Origin of the sequence: Mesorhizobium sp. L2C084A000, from assembly GCF_000502875.1 — a bacterium.
Lineage (GTDB): Bacteria > Pseudomonadota > Alphaproteobacteria > Rhizobiales > Rhizobiaceae > Mesorhizobium.
This window is the reverse complement of sequence record NZ_AYWX01000017.1, coordinates 1-14,990: the sequence shown is the minus strand read 5'-3', so window position 1 is coordinate 14,990 and position 14,990 is coordinate 1. Positions and strand designations below refer to the sequence as shown.

12 protein-coding genes are annotated in these 14,990 nt (G+C 63.3%); 11 read left to right on the top strand and 1 reads right to left on the bottom strand.

The window, feature by feature from the left end; translation table 11 throughout:
* Positions 1-38 precede the first annotated feature (38 nt).
* Positions 39-944, bottom strand: coding sequence for a branched-chain amino acid ABC transporter permease (locus tag X735_RS139725; RefSeq protein ID WP_023813601.1), 906 nt, complete (start codon positions 942-944; stop codon positions 39-41).
* A 148-nt stretch (positions 945-1,092) separates the two neighbouring features.
* Between X735_RS139725 and X735_RS139730 the strand changes: the two genes are divergently transcribed.
* The 11 genes from X735_RS139730 (at position 1,093) to X735_RS139775 (ending at position 14,924) form a co-directional block, all read left to right on the top strand.
* Positions 1,093-1,704, top strand: coding sequence for a CGNR zinc finger domain-containing protein (locus X735_RS139730; protein ID WP_023813600.1), 612 nt, complete (start codon positions 1,093-1,095; stop codon positions 1,702-1,704).
* Positions 1,697-2,233, top strand: coding sequence for a hypothetical protein (locus X735_RS139735; protein WP_023813599.1), 537 nt, complete (start codon positions 1,697-1,699; stop codon positions 2,231-2,233). Before X735_RS139730 ends, X735_RS139735 begins: the two co-directional genes overlap by 8 nt.
* Positions 2,234-2,451: 218 nt before the next feature.
* Positions 2,452-5,946, top strand: coding sequence for an indolepyruvate ferredoxin oxidoreductase family protein (locus X735_RS139740; protein ID WP_023813598.1), 3,495 nt, complete (start codon positions 2,452-2,454; stop codon positions 5,944-5,946).
* 144 nt (positions 5,947-6,090) lie between these two features.
* Complete coding sequence (locus tag X735_RS139745; RefSeq protein WP_023813597.1) at positions 6,091-8,403, top strand: EAL domain-containing protein; 2,313 nt, start codon at positions 6,091-6,093, stop codon at positions 8,401-8,403.
* 301 nt (positions 8,404-8,704) lie between these two features.
* Positions 8,705-9,484 carry a hypothetical protein gene (locus X735_RS139750; protein WP_023813596.1) on the top strand — a complete coding sequence of 260 codons (780 nt, stop codon included), beginning with the start codon at positions 8,705-8,707 and terminating at the stop codon, positions 9,482-9,484.
* Between the two features lie 120 nt (positions 9,485-9,604).
* Positions 9,605-9,754 (top strand): DUF3096 domain-containing protein, encoded by a 150-nt coding sequence (locus X735_RS1000000168140; RefSeq protein WP_013528205.1) that lies wholly within the window; start codon positions 9,605-9,607, stop codon positions 9,752-9,754.
* A gap of 209 nt (positions 9,755-9,963) precedes the next feature.
* Positions 9,964-10,188 carry an aa3-type cytochrome c oxidase subunit IV gene (locus X735_RS139755; RefSeq protein WP_013528204.1) on the top strand — a complete coding sequence of 75 codons (225 nt, stop codon included), beginning with the start codon at positions 9,964-9,966 and terminating at the stop codon, positions 10,186-10,188.
* 85 nt (positions 10,189-10,273) lie between these two features.
* Positions 10,274-11,554 (top strand): Re/Si-specific NAD(P)(+) transhydrogenase subunit alpha, encoded by a 1,281-nt coding sequence (locus X735_RS139760; RefSeq protein WP_023813595.1) that lies wholly within the window; start codon positions 10,274-10,276, stop codon positions 11,552-11,554.
* Positions 11,551-11,979: a proton-translocating transhydrogenase family protein gene (locus X735_RS139765; RefSeq protein ID WP_023813594.1), complete on the top strand. Its 429-nt coding sequence runs from the start codon at positions 11,551-11,553 to the stop codon at positions 11,977-11,979. The genes X735_RS139760 and X735_RS139765 overlap by 4 nt, the downstream gene beginning before the upstream one ends.
* A gap of 6 nt (positions 11,980-11,985) precedes the next feature.
* Positions 11,986-13,383, top strand: coding sequence for an NAD(P)(+) transhydrogenase (Re/Si-specific) subunit beta (locus X735_RS139770; RefSeq protein WP_023813593.1), 1,398 nt, complete (start codon positions 11,986-11,988; stop codon positions 13,381-13,383).
* Positions 13,384-13,514: 131 nt separating this feature from the next.
* Positions 13,515-14,924, top strand: a complete 1,410-nt coding sequence (locus X735_RS139775; protein ID WP_245273295.1) for a hypothetical protein — start codon at positions 13,515-13,517, stop codon at positions 14,922-14,924.
* The last annotated feature ends 66 nt before the right edge of the window (positions 14,925-14,990 follow it).

Genomic DNA, 14,990 nt, shown 5'->3' with positions numbered 1-14,990 from the left:
GATCTGCCCTGGCGTCATGCAACCAAAGTCTGACCTTTTCAGGCGATTTTGCCGGTGTCGCGGCCGGCGCCGATCAGGATCAGCGTCGTGACCAGGAACAGATACATCCACGCGTCGCGCCACTCGACCGGGAAATAGCCGGCCCACAGCGATTCGGCCATGCCGAAGGCGGCCGCGCCGAGTGCTGCGCGCGGTGGCGAGAGATAGCCGCCGACCGCCGTCACGAACAGGATTTTCAGCCCGTAGACGAGGCCCGACCCGAAGCTGACATTGCCGTAATAGAGCCCGGCCATGACACCGGCCAGCGCGGCGCAGAAGCCGCCGAACAGCACCGCGTGCCGGAACACCGCGCGTACGTCGACGCCGCACATCGCGGCTGCCTTTGGGTCGTCGGAGACGGCACGCCAGCGCCGGCCGAAGCTCGACCGGGCAAAAGCCCGGCTGGCCAGCGCGATTGCCGCCACCACCACGGCGCAGTCGATGATCTGGATGAGCGTCAGCGTTGCCTTGAAGGTCGCGCCCTGCGCGAAAACGATGGGCTGCGCCAGCATCGGCGGCAGCCACAGATCATGCGTGTCGGCGGCGATGCGGCTCGCTTCGGACAGCAGCAGCAGGATGCCGAGCGTCGTCACCACGATTGCATTGGGCGTGCGATCGGCCAAAGGTTCGAAGACACTGCGCGACAGCACGTGGCTGATCAGCGCGGCATAGAGGAACGCAGCGACGACGCCGAGCGCCACCGCCGCCAGCAGCGTCAGCCACAGCACCTGATAGCCGAAGGCCGCGGTCAGGATCATCGTCTGGCCGCAAAAGGCGAACAATGCGCCATAGGCGAGATTGGTGCGGTGCAGGATGCCGTTGGTCAGCACATAACCAAAGGCGAGCAGCGCATAAAGCGCGCCCGAATGCAGCCCGTTCAGCACCTGCTGGAAGAAATAGAGCATGCAAAACCTCGAAGCATGCCGCCCAAAAGTGCGAAGCGGTTCTGGCCAACGACATGCTCAAAAGGCTGCGGAGACCGCCGCATCCCGGAGTGAGGTTGCATCGCTGAATCTAACTTGTCAAATACGATTTATCGGTTAGATTTTTGGCATGACGGTATCCTGGACCCCGCATCGCTTCACCGGCGGCCTGCTTGCGCTCGACACGGCGAACACCGTCGTGTTGCGCGGCGATCCGGAGCGGACGTTTGACCGTTTCGACGATCCGGCCGAGATTGCCCGCTTCGCCGACGCGGCGAGCCGCTTTCGCGCCGCCGAACTTGGCGACAGGCCGCTGGCGGTATCCTCGGCGGTGGTGATCGCGCCCGTCGTGCTGTCGATCCGCGAGGCGACGGACCGGCTGTTTCGTGATGCGGCGTCGAAGGGCGCGGTTGCCACCACTGATCTGCCCGGATTCCTGAGAGCCTGCGCCGATGGCCTTGCCGGCAGCCGGACCGAGATCGGTGCGCCGGGGAGGCCGTTCGGTGATCCCCTGACGCCGATCGCCTTCGAGGCGGCACTGGCGGTTTCGGCGTTGTCGCTTCTGCGCGACGACACAGTCGCGAGGCTCAGGATCTGTCCCAACTGCACCTGGCTGTTCGTCGACAGAAGCCGCAATTCCAGCCGCCTTTGGTGCGACATGGCGGTGTGCGGCAACAGGCAGAAGGCAAGCCGTCACTATCGTCGCCGTCGCATCGCGGAAAATGAGGTCAGGAATGCGTAACGGCCTTTCCCGTTCGATCCTTGTCGGCGCGGCACTCGTCGCGGCCGTTGCGCTCGGCGCCTGCCGCGATACCGGCAGCGACGAAGGCAAGCTGTTCGAGATTTCCGGCAAGATATTCGTCTTCAACTACCGCCTCGCCAGGGCGACCTATGTCGTGACGCTGCGGCCGCTGAAGCCGATGGGAGAGGGCCAGGTGGCGGTCGCCAGCTTCCAGGATCCCGCCGGCGGCGCACCTCTGGTGGTCGAGCAGAAGGTCTGGCCAAAGCTCGACAAGGTGACGCTGGAGAGCCCGGCACTGACCTGCGTCGTCAAGAACAAGCCCTATGCGATTGCCATCAGCATCAAGGGCGCCGACGGCGCGGTCCTGCAGAAGATCGACACCACGCTGATGTCGACGGAAGACCAGTCGATCCTGCCCGATCGGCCGCTGGTCATCGACCAGCTCTACACCGCCAATCCCGATCTCGTCGGCCATCCCGACGGCAAGCTGCCGGGCGAACCGAAGCCGGATTGCTCGAAGGGCGGCTGACGCGTCTTGGCCATCCGGGCCGCAGCTGAAATTTTCGTGCGCCGGGCAATGTCCGCGGACCGTTTCATACCCTATTCAGGATGGCCGCGGACTGTTCGTTGCGCGTTGCCTGGCATCTGCGATTTTGTTTGACCTGCCTTGCAAGGGGAGAAAGGATGCGTCATCCGACCCCGACGTTGGCTGCCTGCCCCGCGTGGCCTCCGCAGAGGAAATGCCTGATGACGCTGCACGACGTCGCGCTCGACGACAAGTTCGATCTCGCAAAGGAGCGCATCTTCCTGTCCGGCGCGCAGGCGGTCATCCGCATGCTGCTGATGCAGCGCGAGCGCGATCGCCGCGCCGGCTTGAACACGGCCGGCTTTGTCTCCGGCTATCGCGGTTCGCCGCTCGGCGGCCTCGACATGCAGCTGTGGAAGGCGAAGAAACAGCTCGCCCAGGCTGACATCGTCTTCCAGCCGGGTCTCAACGAGGAGCTTGCCGCCACCGCTTGCTGGGGCGCGCAGCAGACGGAACTGCTGGGCGAGGGCACCCATGACGGTGTCTTTTCGGTCTGGTACGGCAAGGGGCCGGGCGTTGACCGCTCAGGCGACGTGTTCCGCCATGCCAATCTCGCCGGCTCGTCGAAGCATGGCGGCGTGCTCGCTCTGATGGGCGACGACCATATGGCCGAATCCTCGACCAATGCGCACGCCACCGAATTCCTGTTCGTCGACACGATGGTGCCGATCCTCAACCCGGCCGGCGTCCAGGAGATCATCGACTACGGGCTCTACGGCTTCGCCATGTCGCGCTTTGCCGGCACATGGGCGGCGATCAAATGCGTCAAGGACAACATCGAATCGACCGCCTCGGTCGATGCCGCGCTCGAGCGGCTGAACATCGTCGTGCCCGAGTTCGACATGCCGCCTGGCGGTCTCAACATCCGTCACGAGATCGACATGCTCGGCCAGGAGGAGCGGCTGCATGAGCACAAGCGCGCCGCGGCCTCCGCCTTCATCCTTGCCAACGGGCTGAACCGCATCGTCTATTCGGGCGGCCGCAACCCGAAGATCGGCATCATCACGCTGGGCAAGAGCTACCTCGATGTCCGCCAGGCGCTGGACGATATCGGCATTGACGAGGCGGCCGCCAACCGCATCGGCGTGCGGCTGTTCAAGGTCGGCTGCCCCTGGCCGCTCGACCTGCATCACATCGCCGATTTCGCCCAAGGCCTCGACACCATTGTCGTCGTCGAGGAGAAGCGCTCGCTGATCGAGGTGCAGTTGCGCGAAAGCCTTTATGGCACCGCCACCCAACCAGTCATTATCGGCAAGAAGGACGAGCGCGGCGAATGGTTGTTTCCGGCCAAGGGCGCGCTCGATCCCAACGAGATCGCCATCGCGCTTGGCGAGAGGATCGTCAGGACCATCGGCCCGTCCGAAGAGATTTCGGCGCGGGTGGCAAAACTGCGCCAGTTCCAGGCAATGCTCACCGAGGCCACCGACATCGGCTCGCGCACGCCGTTCTTCTGTTCCGGTTGCCCCCACAATTCGTCCACCAAGGTGCCGGACGGCTCTATCGCCGCGGCCGGCATCGGTTGCCATTTCATGGCGCTGTGGATGGACCGCAACACCGTCGGCTTCACGGCCATGGGCGGCGAGGGCGCGCAATGGGTCGGCCAGGCGCCGTTCTCCAAGCGCGAGCACATCTTCCAGAATCTTGGCGACGGCACCTACAACCATTCCGGTACGCTGGCGATCCGCTTCGCGCTGTCGAGCGACGCCAACATCACCTACAAGATCCTCTACAACGACGCCGTCGCCATGACCGGCGGCCAGCCGCACGAAGGCGGCCTGACCGTCGACATGATCGCCAGGCAGGTGCGCGCCGAAGGCGTCGACCGCATCGCCATCGTCACCGATGAGCCCGGCAAATATGCCGGCAAGGCGGAATTCCCGGCCGGCGCCACCATCCATCACCGCGACGACCTCGATCTCGTCCAGCGCGAGCTGCGCGAGGTCAAGGGCGTTTCGGTGCTGCTCTACGACCAGACCTGCGCCGCCGAAAAGCGCCGTCGCCGCAAGCGCGGCACCTTCCCCGATCCCGACAAGCGGGTCTTCATCAACGAACTGGTCTGCGAAGGCTGCGGCGATTGCGGCGTGCAGTCGAACTGCGTCTCGATCCAGCCGGTCGAGACCGAATTTGGCCGCAAGCGCAAGATCGACCAGTCGAGCTGCAACAAGGATTTCTCCTGCGTCAACGGCTTCTGCCCGTCCTTCGTCACCGTGCACGGCGCTAAGATCCGCAAGGCCGAGGGCCTTGCCGGCAAGGCCGATCCGCTGGAAGGCGTGCCCGTGCCGGCGCAATTCCCGCTTGGCGAGCAGGGCTGGGCGGCGATCATCGATGGCGTCGGCGGCACCGGCGTCGTCACCGTCGGTGCGGTGCTTGGCATGGCGGCGCATCTCGAGGACAAGGGCTGCGGCATGATCGACATGGCCGGCCTCGCCCAGAAGGGTGGCTCGGTGTTCACGCATGTCCGCATCGCCCGCACCCCGGACGACATCCATGCCATCCGCGTTTCGGCCGGCAAGGCCGATCTGGTGCTTGGCTGCGATCTCGTCGTGTCGGGCGCCAAGAAGGTGCTGACCGCTGTGCGCGAGGGCCACACCATCTTCGTCGCCAACACCGCCGAGATCATGCCCGGCGAATTCGCCCGCTCGGCCGATTTTTCGTTGCCGACAGAGCGGCTGAAAAAGGCGATCCGCGCGGCAGCGGGCGACGACAAGGCGCATTTCTTCGACGCCACCCGCACCGCCACGGCACTTTTCGGCAATTCGCTCGGCGCCAACATGTTCATGCTCGGCTTTGCCTTCCAGCACGGCGGCCTGCCATTGTCGGCCGAGGCCGTCGAAAAGGCGATCGAGCTCAACGGCGAAGCCGTGGCGATGAACATCGCCGCTTTCCGCTGGGGACGTCGTGCTGCCTATCAGCCGGATTTCGTGCGCCGGCTCGTTGCCCAGCCGGGTCCGGCCGTGGCTGGAAAGGCCGACCAGGCCACGGATATCGCCGAGACGCTGGACGACATCATTGCCCGCCGCGTCGCCTTCCTAACCGCCTATCAGAATACGGCCTACGGCAAGCGTTATGCCGAAAAGCTGGCCGTTTTGCGCGCCGCCGAAGCGAAGGCCGTGCCGGGTTCGACTGCGGTGGCGCAGGCAGCCGCCAGGAACCTGTTCAAGCTGATGGCGATCAAGGACGAATACGAGGTGGCGCGTCTTTACACGGACGGCTCTTTCGTCGCCGAACTTGGAAAACAGTTCCAGAGCTATGAAAAGCTCGAATTCCACCTCGCTCCGCCGATCATGGGCCGTCGTGGCAATGACGGCAGCCCGAGGAAATCAAGCTTCGGTCCGTGGATGATGAAGGGCTTTCGGGTTCTGGCGGCGATGAAGGGCCTGCGCGGCACCGCCTTCGACCTGTTCGGCTACACCGCCGAACGGCGCATGGAGCGGCAGCTGCTGGCGCGGTACGAGGCGGATCTGGAGCTCATCGCCGGATCGCTGGCCCCGGCCAGGGTCGATGCGGCGGCTGCATTGGCTTCGGTGCCTGCCCTCATTCGCGGCTACGGCCACGTCCGTCGAGCCAGCGCCGACAAGGCTTCGAGCGAACGCCAAAGGCTGCTCGAACGCCTGTCGAGTACGCCGGCGCGGCCCGAACTTCAGGCCGCCGAATGATCGATACGCCTTGTTTACCTGAACGACAGTTTCCTTGCTTTCCGTTACGTCACTCGGCTTGACGGCAGGAGCGCGGGGGTCTCTCTAAATCTTTCTTAAGGCGGATGTGGCACTGCTTGGCTCCCCAGGGTTGGGATTCAGGCGTTGAATCTGAGAAAAAAGAACGAGATTCCGGTCGACGTCTACATTCCGTTCGTGGAAACCTTGTTTCGCGACGGGCTGACGCTTTCGATCGGCATTCTCGCGCAGACTTTCCTGATCGGCCTTGTCTGGTGGAAGAACGGCGATCCGCGGTATTTGCTGGTCGCCATCTCGATGGTTCTCGTCGGTGTGTTCCGCATGAGAAACTTTCGAAAATACAACAGCATGCCTTCGCCGACGACCTGGGAAGAAGCGCACAAGCGTGAGAATGACTACATTCTCTATGGCTCCCTGCATGGCTTGACGCTTGGCGCCTTCTGCCTGCTCGGCATCTATTTCGCGCGCGACGGTTTCGCCGAAATCGCCTCCGTTTGCCTGACGCTTGCGACGGCGACCTCCATCGCCGGCCGCAACTACGGCTCGCCACGCATGGTCACCATCCTGACCATTGCCTTGACCTGGCCGATCTCGCTGGGCTTCCTGCTGCGCGGCGACATCTACCATGTCCTCCTCGGGCTCCTGTCGGCGCCGTTCCTGTTCGCCATCCGGAAATTCGCCAACACCGTACGCGATGTGCTTTTTGCGGCCGTCTCGGAAGAAAAGAAGGCCAACCGCATCGCCCAGCGCTTCAACCGGGCGCTCAACACCATGTCGCACGGCCTTGTCATGCTCGGCCCGGACGGCCGCGTCGCGGTGGCCAATGCCGAGGCCGCGCATCTGATGTCGCTCAAGTCGCCCGATGCGCTGCTCGGCCGGTCGATCCATGGTCTGTTGATGCGCGGTGTCGCCGGCGGCATGCTGGCGCCCAAGGATTGCCGCTACATCGAGGCCCAGCTGACGCGTGCCCTGCGCGAGGGCCGCGACCGCAAGGTGCTGGTTTCCCTCGCCAACGGCCAGCATTATGAGTTCTCGGCTCGCGAAGGCAGCCAGGAACTGGGCGTCATCACCTTCGAGGACGTCACCGCCCGTGTCGAGGCGGAAGACAAGATCCGCTTCATGGCACGTTACGACAACCTCACCGGCCTGCCCAACCGCGCCTATTTCCATGAACTGGTCGGCGAGGCCATGGTATCAGGCGATCGCGATCGTCTCTGCGGCCTGGCGGTGCTCGACCTCGACGATTTCAAGAGCGTCAACGACACGCTTGGTCATCCGATCGGCGACGGCTTGATCTATGCCGTTGCCGAGCGGCTTGCCGCCATTGCCAGGCAAGATATCACGGTCAGCCGTTTCGGTGGCGACGAGTTCATGATCTTCTTCGACCGCGTCGAGGATGAGAGCCATCTGACAAGCCAGCTCGACGAGATTTTCGCCGGCCTGCAAGGGGAAGTCGACGTTGCCGGTCACGGGCTGCGCATCCAGGCCAGCGGCGGCGCGGTACTGTCGCGGGTCAAGGATACCGATGTCGACGCCATGATCGTCAAGGCGGACCTGGCGCTCTACAAGGCCAAGGAGCTCGGCAAGAACAGCTGGCGGCTGTTCGAAGCCTCGATGGATGCCGCTTTCCGTAACCGTCAGCTGATGAAGGCGGATCTGCGCACAGCCGTGGAAAGCAAGAGCCTGCGGGTGGTCTATCAGCCGATCGTGGCGATGAGCACCATGCGCATCGCCAGCTGCGAGGCGCTGTGCCGGTGGGATCATCCCGATCTCGGGCCGATCTCGCCCAGCATCTTCATTCCACTGGCCGAGGAAATGGGCATCATTTCCGAGATCAGCACCTTCGTGCTGCAGGCAGCCTGCGCCGAATGCGCCAAATGGCCCGACCAGACCAGCGTCTCGGTCAATCTCTCCGCCAAGGATTTCCGCAGCCGCGATGTCATCCAGAAGGTTCGCGATGCGTTGGCCGGCACCGGCCTCGCCGCCAGCCGGCTCGAGATCGAGGTCACCGAAACGGCGCTGCTCGACGACAAGTCGCTGACGCGCCAGTATATCGAGGAGCTGAAGCAGCTTGGCGTGCGCATCGCGCTCGACGATTTCGGCACCGGCTATTCGAGCCTGAGCTACCTGCACAAGCTGCCGCTCGACAAGATCAAGATCGACCGCTCGTTCCTGATGGACGTTACCCAGAATCCCCGTTCGCTCGAGCTGCTCAAGGGCATCGTCAACCTGTCGCGGCCGCTGGGGCTTTCGGTGACCGTCGAAGGGGTCGAGACCTTCGAACAGCTCAAGATACTGGCGCTGCAGGTCAAGCCTGATCTTGTCCAGGGGTTCCTGTTCGGTTCGGCGCTCAGCGCTTCCGGCATCGAGACGATGTCGAACACCGTATGGCCCTTCGCCAAGGATATCAGGACCGCCAAAAAGGCGGTACGTCGCTGATTTGCGGCGTATGGCGCATGGTGCCCAGGCACTGAGAGCCCATCCCTGTTTCCTTCAAGAGGCTCGAGGTTTCCCTGCACGTCGCGGGCCATGCCAAAATTTCCGCCGCTTCCCGTCATGTTCGAGATATGCTCTTTCCCCGTCGCGACGCAGAAAATCAAGAAAAGCACTAGTTTAGTCTTATTTTAGCAATCGTTAACCTTAACGACTGGTAAACGGGCTGCTTCCCATTTTCATCTTTTACATCCCAGGACCCTGTCGTAGTGTCGGATCGCGGCGGCAATGTACGGGGATTGAGTTGATGATTGTGCAGTTGAGTTCGCTTCGTCCCGTGACGGGCGAGGACGGCAAGGACACCGCCGACACCATGTCCAGCTTCGCCCGCAACGTCTCGGCGATGCTTGAGCGGACAGAGTACCGCCGCTGCGACAAGGGCGAAGATCTCGAGGACATCTTCCGCCTCCGCTACAAGTCATATCGCTCGAACGATATGGTTCCCGACAACGAAAACCATACCATTCACGATGAGCTCGACGAGGCACCGAATGTCTACCGCTTCGGAGTCTATATCGACCAGGAACTCGTCAGCACGCTGCGTATCCATCACGTCACCTTGGCGACGCCGATGTCGCCTTCCACCAAGGCCTTTGGCGACATCGTCATGCCGATGCTTCGTGACGGGCTGAGCTTCATCTGCCCCAGCCGTTTTGCGTCCGATCCCGAATGGTCGCGCGTCTACCCGCAGATTCCTTACTTGACCCTGCGGCTGGCCGGCATGGCGTGCTTCCATTTCAACGCGCCCTACTGCCTGTCGACCATTCGTGAGGATCACGCCGGCTTCTACAAGCGTATCTACTACTCGGAGAAGATCAGCGAGTCGCGCGCCTATCCGGGCGTTTTCAACAAGGTCGTGCTCTACCGCGCCGACGTCAACGCCATCCGCGAGCGGTCCTTCTCACGGTTCCCGTTCTTCCGCTCGACGCCAATGGAACAGCGCATGCTGTTCGATACGCCGCATGTCGGAGAACTCGCGCCGCTGACCATCCTGCCCACGGCAAAGTACTATCACGAAGCCGCCTGATACGGCAGGATTCACACGATTTTGCAGGGCCGACAGGGAGCCTTTTGGCGACTTCGGCGTTCTGGGTGCGGCCACGAGCAGCGCTCCGGGTCGATTCTGAAGTTTTTGAGGGAACCCGTCATGACCATTTCCACACTTGCGCTCACCCCGCTCATCTCGCTGATCGCCGGCGTGCTGATCCTGGTCATGCCAAGGCTGTTGAACTACATCGTCGCGCTCTATCTGATCGTCGTCGGGTTGCTCGGGCTATTTCCGCATCTAGCCGGCTGAGGCGCCGGCTTAGGCCACGCAAGCGTCCGCCTTCGGAGCATCTTTCCGCATCAAGCACCGGAATCCAGCGATTGGACTCCGTCGCGCGTCGGCAGCCGGCTTCAACCTTTCTTTGAGGCAGTTGTCGGTTGTTGTGCGGCAATAGCGCCATTGCTCTCGGCCCGGCTTTTCGCTATGTGCCTGAAAGATGTCTTCGAAGGGGTATTCCTATGGCTGATCATTCGCCGACCGGTCCTGTCGAACTGGGCGCGAAGATGGACTATGCCGAGCATGACCGCACCTATGCGGGCTTCCTCGCGCTGGCCAAGTACGGCTCGCTGTTTTGCGGCGCCCTGCTCCTGGCGATGGCCTTCGGCTTCTTCGCGGGCGGCTTCTTCTCGGCGACCATTCTGTTCGTGCTGATTCTGGCTGTCGGCGCCTTTATCCTCCGATAGATTTTTCCGACACCTTGTCCATGGCGCCGCCGCGAGGCCGGCCGGCGTCTTGCGGGAAATAGCTTCCGGCCGAAAGGATCATGCGGTGGGACAGACGGTTTTCATCCCTCGTGAGCTCGATGCCAACGAGCCGCGCGTCGCGGCTTCGCCCGATACGGTGAAACGGCTGGCGGCGCTGGGCTTCGACGTCATCGTCGAGGCCGGTGCCGGTCTGAAATCGCGCATCATCGATGCCGACTATGCGAGCGCCGGCGCTGCCATCGGCAAGGTCTCCGATGTCGCCAAGGCCGATGTGGTGCTGAAGGTGCGTCGGCCTGATAATGCCGAGCTGAAGAGCTACAAGCCTGGCGCGGCTGTGATCGCCATCATGGACCCCTACGGCAACGATGCCGCCGTGGCAGCCTTTGCCAAGGCCGGCGTCACCGCTTTCTCGATGGAATTCATGCCGCGTATCACCCGGGCGCAGTCGATGGACGTCTTGTCCTCGCAGGCCAATTTGGCCGGCTATCAGGCGGTGATCGACGGGGCTTCGGAATATGATCGCGCGCTGCCGATGATGATGACGGCGGCGGGCACGGTGCCGGCGGCGAAGGTCTTCATCATGGGCGTCGGCGTTGCCGGCCTGCAGGCGATCGCCACCGCGCGGCGTCTGGGCGCGGTCGTCACCGCCACCGACGTTCGCCCCGCCGCCAAGGAACAGGTCGCCTCGCTCGGCGCAAAGTTCCTTGCGGTCGAGGACGAGGAATTCAAGGCGGCCGAAACGGCCGGCGGCTACGCCAAGGAAATGTCGAAGGAATATCAGGCCAAGCAGGCGGCACTCACATCAGAGCACATCGCCAAGCAGGATATCGTCATCACCACCGCGCTTATTCCCGGCCGGCCGGCGCCCAAGCTGGTATCGGCGGCGATGGTCGCTTCGATGAAGCCGGGCTCGGTTCTCGTCGATCTGGCGGTCGAGCGCGGCGGCAATGTCGAGGGCGCTGTACCGGGCCAGGTGGTGACAACGGCCAATGGGGTAAAAATCGTCGGCCACCTCAATGTGCCCGGCCGCATCGCGGCGTCAGCCTCGCTGCTTTATGCCAGAAACCTGTTTGCCTTCCTGGAAACGCTGGTCGACAAGACGACCAAGACGCTTGCCATCAACCGCGACGACGATCTGGTCAAGGCGACGATGCTGACCGATGGCGGCAAGGTGGTTCATCCGGCTTTCGTGAAAGCCGATCAGCAGCCGCCAAAGGGCCAATATGTTGAGCCTGCCGTCATCCCGGCCAAGACCATGGTCGCCGACGCTTCGCCCAAGAAAGCCGCGCCCAAGAAGGCGGCCGCCTCCAAGTCGCCCTCGTCGAAGCCGAAAGGGATCGCGTGATGGACCAGACCCTGCAGAAAGCCCTGGACCAGCTCGACCAGGCTTCCGCCGCCGTCCGGCTGGCGGTGCAAAACATGGCGACCGCGCCTGGTGGTGCAGACGCTGCGGGTGATGCTGCGCATGCGCTCTCCGGGGGCGCCATCGATCCCTTCGTCTTCCGCTTCGCCATCTTCGTCCTGGCGATCTTCGTCGGCTACTACGTCGTCTGGTCGGTGACCCCCGCACTGCACACGCCGCTGATGGCCGTCACCAACGCCATCTCCTCGGTCATCGTCGTCGGCGCGCTGCTTGCCGTCGGCATCGCCGCCTCCGGCATTGCCGCGGGCTTCGGCTTCGTCGCGCTGATGCTGGTGTCGGTCAACATCTTCGGCGGCTTCCTCGTCACCCAGCGCATGCTGGCCATGTACAAGAAGAAGGACAAGTAGAGCGCCATGAACGCCAACTTCGCGTCCTTCCTCTATCTCGTCTCCGGCGTTCTGTTCATCATGGCGCTGCGCGGCCTGTCGCATCCGACCACCAGTCGCCAGGGCAATCTCTATGGCATGATCGGCATGGGCATCGCCATCGCCACCACGCTGGCGCCGGCAACCCCGTCAGCGGGCCGCTTCGGCCTCATCGTGCTCGGCCTTGCCATTGGCGGCGGCGTCGGCGCCGTCACCGCGCGGCGCATCGCCATGACCTCGATGCCGCAACTGGTCGCCGCCTTCCACTCGCTGGTCGGCCTCGCCGCCGTCATGGTGGCGGCCGCCGCCATCTATGCGCCGGAAAGTTTTGGCATCGGCACGGATGGTGACATCCACGCCCAGGCGCTGATCGAGATGAGCCTTGGCGTCGCCATCGGCGCCATCACCTTCACCGGCTCGGTCATCGCCTTCCTCAAGCTCGATGGCCGCATGTCGGGCAAGCCGATCATGATCGGCGGACGCCACTTCATCAACGCGGCACTTGCCATCGCGCTCGTCGTGCTGATCGTGCTGCTGGTCACCACGGAATCGAAGCTGGTCTTCTGGCTGATCGTTGTCGCCTCGCTGGTGCTCGGCATCCTGCTGATCATCCCGATCGGTGGCGCCGACATGCCGGTCGTCGTCTCGATGCTCAACTCCTATTCGGGCTGGGCAGCTGCGGCCCTCGGCTTCACGCTCGGCAATCTGGCGCTGATCATCACCGGTGCGCTGGTCGGCTCATCCGGCGCGATCCTGTCCTACATCATGTGCAAGGGCATGAACCGAAGCTTCATCTCCGTCATTCTCGGCGGCTTCGGCGGCGAGACGGCAGCTCAGGCCGACGACGGCATCGAACGCACGGTCAAGCAGGGCTCGGCCGACGACGCCGCCTATCTGATGATGAACGCCCAGAAAGTCATCATCGTGCCGGGCTACGGCATGGCGGTTGCCCAGGCGCAGCACGCGCTGCGCGAAATGGCCGACAAGCTCAAGGCCAATGGCGTCGACGTGAAGTACGCCATTCACCCGGTCGCCGGCCGCATGCCCGGCCACATGAACGTGCTGCTCGCCGAAGCCAATGTGCCCTACGACGAAGTGTTCGAGCTCGAGGACATCAACTCCGAGTTCGCGCAGGCCGACGTTGCTTATGTCATCGGCGCCAACGACGTCACCAACCCGTCCGCGCGCGACGACAAGTCCTCACCCATCTACGGCATGCCGATCCTCGATGTCGACAAGGCCCGCACCTGCCTGTTCGTCAAGCGCTCGCTCGGCTCCGGCTATGCCGGCATCGACAACACGCTGTTCTACAAGGACGGCACCATGATGTTGCTCGGCGATGCCAAGAAAATGACCGAAGAGATCGTCAAGGCGATGGACCACTGATCGGCGATCACTTGAGACACGCCAAGGAACGCCCGGCTCGCGTCGGGCTTTTTCTTGGCTTGATGGCGATTTCCAGGCTACGATGAAGAATTCCCGTCTCGCTGGCGGGATTGTCGTCAACGGAGACGTTGGTGCCCGACCCCATCATCGCACCGCCGCCCGTCGGAAAACCGCCGCGCAAGCCTGGCCAGGCGGTGGTGATCGTGCATGGCATGGGCGAACAGCGGCCGATGGATACGCTGCGCGGCTTTGTCAGCGCCGTCTGGAGCCATGACCCCAGTCGCGCGCCGTTTTATGCCCATGTCGCCGATCCGGCCGACCCCGCCGGCGCGAAGATCAACCAGAGCTGGATCACACCCGACAGCCGGACCAATTCATACGAACTTCGCCGGATCACCACGCCTTACGATGTCGATGGCCGCCGCACCGATTTCTACGAGCTCTACTGGGCCGACATCACGCAGGGCACGACGCGGGGCCGACTTGCCGCCTGGGTGACAAACCTGCTGTGGCGCAAGCCCGCCGACATACCACCCGACGCCCGAAAGCTCTATCTGGTCACGCTTCTGGCCGTCATCATCGTTCTGGTCGCGGCTCTCGCGCTTGCGACGTCGGTTTGGCAGCAGCAAATTTCGTGGACCGTCGGCGCGCTCGTCACCATCCTGGCCTCGTTCGTCATCTGGTCAGTGGATCGTTTTGGCCTTCCCTATTTCGGCGATGTCGCGGCCTATGTGCGCGCTGAAGCTGCAACCGTCGAGAAGCGGGCTCTGATCCGCAGCCGTGGTCTGAAGCTGCTGAAGTGTCTGATGATGGACGATACCTACGATCGCATCGTGCTGGTCTCGCACAGCCTCGGGTCGATGATCGCCTATGACCTGCTGCAGATCTTGTGGGCCGATTTCAGGCCCCGAAAACTGGAGGCCATCCGCGACAAGGCGAAACTGAAGGCGATCCACGCCATCGACAAGGCGACGCTCGTCGCCGGCTCGGCATGGCCCGGCAGCCTGGACGATCTTGCCGGCTTCAGGCGCCATCAGTGGGAACTCTATCGCCAACTGCGCACCAAGGACGACAACCATGGGCCTTGGAAGATCAGCGATTTCGTCACGCTTGGCAGCCCGCTGACCCACAGCGAATTTCTGGTGACGCACAATCTCGCCGAATTCAGACGCGGCATCGCCGAGCGTCTGTTCTCGGCATGTCCGCCGGTCGCCGAGGGAGCGGCGGCCGGTGGCACATTGCTTTATCAGGAAGGGCGCAACCGTTCTTCGGGCAAGCCGCAGCGCGCGGTGCATCATGGCGCGGTGTTTGCTGCGACGCGCTGGACCAATATCTTCGACCGCGGCAACGGTTGGCTGACGGGGGATCCGATCTCCGGGCCGATGGCGGAGAATTTCGGCCCGGGCGTGGAGAACATCCAGGTCGAGCTACGCGGTTGCCTCGGCCGTGTCTTCACCCACACGCTGTACTGGTCGTTGACGGCGACCGGTGTCGAGGTCGGCGATCGGCCGCGCTCGCATCTAGAGCGATTCCTATTTTGAGAGAATCGTAGGATTCCCAAAGCCGGATGTTTGTGATTCAAGATGCTGGCTGGATTGGAGGCCAGC

Coding starts and splice junctions, on each gene's coding strand:
- X735_RS139730 (WP_023813600.1), top strand. CDS start 1,093: ATGACGGTATCCTGGACCCCGCATCGCTTCACCGGCGGCCTGCTTGCG.
- X735_RS1000000168140 (WP_013528205.1), top strand. CDS start 9,605: ATGACCATTTCCACACTTGCGCTCACCCCGCTCATCTCGCTGATCGCC.
- X735_RS139725 (WP_023813601.1), bottom strand. CDS start 944: ATGCTCTATTTCTTCCAGCAGGTGCTGAACGGGCTGCATTCGGGCGCG.
- X735_RS139740 (WP_023813598.1), top strand. CDS start 2,452: ATGACGCTGCACGACGTCGCGCTCGACGACAAGTTCGATCTCGCAAAG.
- X735_RS139770 (WP_023813593.1), top strand. CDS start 11,986: ATGAACGCCAACTTCGCGTCCTTCCTCTATCTCGTCTCCGGCGTTCTG.
- X735_RS139735 (WP_023813599.1), top strand. CDS start 1,697: ATGCGTAACGGCCTTTCCCGTTCGATCCTTGTCGGCGCGGCACTCGTC.
- X735_RS139755 (WP_013528204.1), top strand. CDS start 9,964: ATGGCTGATCATTCGCCGACCGGTCCTGTCGAACTGGGCGCGAAGATG.
- X735_RS139750 (WP_023813596.1), top strand. CDS start 8,705: ATGATTGTGCAGTTGAGTTCGCTTCGTCCCGTGACGGGCGAGGACGGC.